Genomic DNA, 3,189 nt, shown 5'->3' with positions numbered 1-3,189 from the left:
CAATTTGGGAGTGCGATCGCAATATTAATCAGGTTTGTGTAGATTGGCGATTTCGTACAGAAGATGCAAGAGTTAAGCTTTCAAAGATTTATCCAACCCAGCAAAATTAATGGGACAGACCACTAGTTGCTAGGAACTTTCCCTCAAAACTGAGGAGCATTTTCCGGGCGAGAGCTTTTGGGTCAGTTTCTTGCTGCTCTGTGCCTTTTTGGCGTTGCTGAATTGAAGTATGAATCCTTGTAGAGACGTAGCAGTGCTACGTCTCTACAAGGATTTTGGTATTATGCAAAATCATTTTCATACATGGAATCAGCAACGCCGCCTTTTTTTGTAATATTCACTGTTGCTTGTCAGCCAATCAAACTTTATCGGTCTGCGATCGCAGTTTTATCAAAAAGCTGGCTTTAAATATCCGCTTTCTGAAAAAATGTTGTGATTCTCTATAATAATATTACCATTAATTGCCTTCTTTCTCAAGATGGATCGTCGGAATTTTCTAAAGTATGTCACTTTAGCAGGATCTAGCTTTACCTTAACTAATTGTGTTCAAGGCAAAAATGCTAAATCGCAGGGTGAAGTATCTCCCTCAGCGTCGCCTGTGGCGGTAAATGAACCTCTGAAGGTGGGATTTGTTTATGCCGGCCCTGTGGGTGATTTTGGCTGGACTTATGCCCATGATTTAGGTCGCAGAGACATGGAAGCAAATCTTCAAGATAAGGTAAAAACTACCTTTGTGGAAAATGTCAACGAAGGTGCTGATGCCCAAAGGGTGATTCGCCAACTCGCATTAGATGGTAACAAGTTGATTTTTACAACTTCCTTAGGGTACATGAACCCAACAATTAAAGTTGCTAAGGACTTTGGTGATATTGTCTTTGAACATTGCAGAGGATACAAACGTGCTGCCAATGTCGGCACTTATCTGGGACGGTTTGAAGAACCGCGTTACTTAACCGGCATGATTGCTGGCAAGATGACAAAATCAAATGTAGTTGGTTTTATTGGCGCATACCCAATACCAGAAGTAATTCGGGGAATCAGTGCATTCACTCAAGGAGTAAGATCAACAAATCCCCAAGCAAAAGTTAAGGTACTTTGGGTACAAAGTTGGTACGATCCAGCTAAAGAAAGAGAAGCGGCTCAAGCTTTGGTAAATTTAGGTGCGGATGTACTGACACAGCATACCGACTCTAGTGCCGTTGTTCAATTGGCACAGGAGAAAGGCATTTATGCTTTTGGCTACAACACTGATATGAGTAAGTTTGGTCAAAAAGCTCACCTAACATCAGCTATTAACAAATGGGGAAAATTCTATACAGATAAAGCCTTGGCTGTAATGAGTAATACTTGGAAATCTCTTGAGGTTTGGGATGGCATTAGTCAAGGAATGGTGGATATTTCCCCAATGAATCAGGCGATTCCAGGGGATGTGCAACAACTGGTGAATGCGAAACGCGATGAGTTTATTCAGGGTAGTGCACATCCTTTTGATGGCCCGGTGAAAGACCAAAAAGGCGTGGTGCGAGTGCCAAAAGGTAAGGTTTTGGATGATCAGAGACAACTGGCGATGGATTGGTATGTTGAGGGAATTGAAGGGTCAATTCCTAAGGGGAAATCTTAGCATTTCTAAAAGTCTGATCGGCGGCTTTTTCCTTGTTTCACGACTAGTGGTCTGTCAACCCAAAAATGACGGGTGAAGGTGGGGAGTGGGGAGTAGGGAGTGGGGAGTAGGGACTTGTACTGTCCTTACTTCGACGCCGCTCAGTACAAGTCGACTACGCTCAGGAACCGCGACTTGTGCCAAGCGTTGCCGAGGTAAGCCGAAGTAGTGGGGAAAGAGTTTTTTGTGTTTCTCAAATGTCTTGATATCCGTCAAAATATATTTGACACACGACTAGTGCAACTTGTCAATTAACCATACCAAAGCACCATCAACATCAGTAACCTGCTCCCCTGGCGGTATGGGTGGACGATTTACCATAACAACGTTTACGCTCAGTTCTCGCGCTGCAATAATCTTGGGCTTTGTTGCATCGCCACCGCTATTTTTACTCACTATGGTACCAATCTTGTTATGAATCAGGATTTGTCTTTCATTATTGAGGGTAAAGGGCCCGCGATCGCACAATATCACTCCCGGTGGCACTAAAGCATCATTGGTAGGAGGGTCAATCATCCGCATCAGAAACCAAATTTTCTCTAGGTGAGCAAAAGCGGCGAGTTCTTGCCTGCCAACTGTTAAAAATACTCGCTGTGCCTGGTTTGCTACAGATGCGGCGGCGGCTTCAACACTGTCAACTTCAATCCAGCGATCGCCACTTCCTTTTTCCCAAGGCGGGCGTATTAACATCAGATGGGGTACTCCGACTTCGGTTGCGGCATCCGCCGCATTGAAAGAAATCTGAGTAGCAAAAGGATGGGTTGCATCAATTAATAAATCGATTTGCATTACTCGCAGATAGCTAGCCAATCCAGCCACACCACCGAAGCCTCCAACCCGTAAATCGCCTAACGGTACTGATGGTTCACGGGTGCGCCCAGCTAGAGACGTGATTGTTTCTAACCCTTGGATAGTCGCCACTTTGGCAGCTAGTTCTGCGGCATCTCCCGTTCCACCCAGAATCAAAACGCGCATCATTAAGATAAAGGCAGATATGTGGAATTGATAAATCTATTTCGGCGGGCATCCTGACTCACTCTATTTGGGATTTTAGATTATATCTCAAATTGGTTTACAGTTGCTCCCAAGTGCCGGATTTGCACCGAACTTTAAGAGTTACCTCTGGTAGCTGTTCCCCACCAGAACCGAATAACTTTATCGATCATACACTAGGGTCGAATGGGACTTCCCTTATAAGATGGATTTACACTAAAAATCGCTTATCTGTTGGCTTCCACGCCCGCCCAGAAATGAATTTCAGCGGCTCATAGCTAAAGTCTACTGAAGTAGACTAAAAATTTTTCGGATTATTTAGTCATCAAGAGATGACTTAAGCTAAAAGCCAAGGAACTGAAGTTCCTTGCGGGACATGGCTTTTACGTTAAGTTGACACGTATGAGCAATGCTGTGCCCCTACCGGTGGTCTATTTACCTGAAAATAGCTGTAATTTTCTACTTTCAGTTATCCCCAATTCTAGAAAGTATTGGGCGTTGCTGAATTGAAATATGAATCTGGATGTAGAGACGTA

The 3,189-nt window shown here is 43.9% G+C and carries 2 protein-coding genes; one reads left to right on the top strand and one right to left on the bottom strand.

Annotated elements, in window-relative coordinates; translation table 11 throughout:
* Window positions 1–478 precede the first annotated feature (478 nt).
* Complete coding sequence (locus tag LC574_RS33095) at window positions 479–1,621, top strand: BMP family ABC transporter substrate-binding protein (RefSeq protein ID WP_229457820.1); 1,143 nt, start codon at window positions 479–481, stop codon at window positions 1,619–1,621.
* Window positions 1,622–1,894: 273 nt separating this feature from the next.
* Here the strand turns inward: LC574_RS33095 and LC574_RS33090 are convergent, their stop codons facing one another.
* Entirely contained in the window at window positions 1,895–2,635 is a 741-nt protein-coding gene (locus tag LC574_RS33090) for a cobalt-precorrin-6A reductase (protein ID WP_229457822.1), read from the bottom strand.
* Window positions 2,636–3,189 lie beyond the last annotated feature (554 nt).

The organism is Nostoc sp. CHAB 5715 (genome assembly GCF_020829685.1).
Classification (GTDB): Bacteria; Cyanobacteriota; Cyanobacteriia; order Cyanobacteriales; family Nostocaceae; genus Nostoc.
This window is presented reverse-complemented; position numbering and strand designations above follow the sequence as displayed.

What these genes read in the sequence shown, in the direction of transcription:
- LC574_RS33095 (WP_229457820.1), top strand. Translation starts at nt 479, where the DNA reads ATGGATCGTCGGAATTTTCTAAAGTATGTCACTTTAGCAGGATCTAGC.
- LC574_RS33090 (WP_229457822.1), bottom strand. Translation starts at nt 2,635, where the DNA reads ATGCGCGTTTTGATTCTGGGTGGAACGGGAGATGCCGCAGAACTAGCT.